The following is a 240-nucleotide window of genomic DNA, read 5'->3' as shown; positions in this document are numbered from 1 at the left end:
ACCGAGGCCACATGCAGGCGCAGCCCGTGTGCGGCCGCCACCCGGTCCCGGTACGCGAGGACCTCCGGGAAGTTGTGTCCCGTGTCCACGTGCAGCAGGCAGAAGGGGACCGCGGCCGGGGCGAACGCCTTCAGCGCGAGATGCAGCATGACGATGGAGTCCTTGCCGCCGGAGAACAGGATCACCGGGTTCTCGAACTCGCCCGCCACCTCGCGGAAGATGTGCACCGCCTCGGACTCC

Annotated in this window: 1 protein-coding gene; it reads right to left on the bottom strand. The window is 69.2% G+C overall.

Annotated features, from left to right (window positions below; translation table 11 throughout):
- A partial coding sequence (locus IH25_RS0137110) for a phosphoadenosine phosphosulfate reductase domain-containing protein (RefSeq protein WP_030621623.1) occupies nucleotides 1–240 on the bottom strand: 240 nt, incomplete at both ends.

The organism is Streptomyces achromogenes subsp. achromogenes, assembly GCF_000720835.1.
GTDB classification, from domain to species: Bacteria; Actinomycetota; Actinomycetes; order Streptomycetales; family Streptomycetaceae; genus Streptomyces; species Streptomyces achromogenes.
The sequence above is the reverse complement of the archived record's forward strand: the minus strand, read 5'-3'. Positions and strand labels throughout refer to the sequence as shown.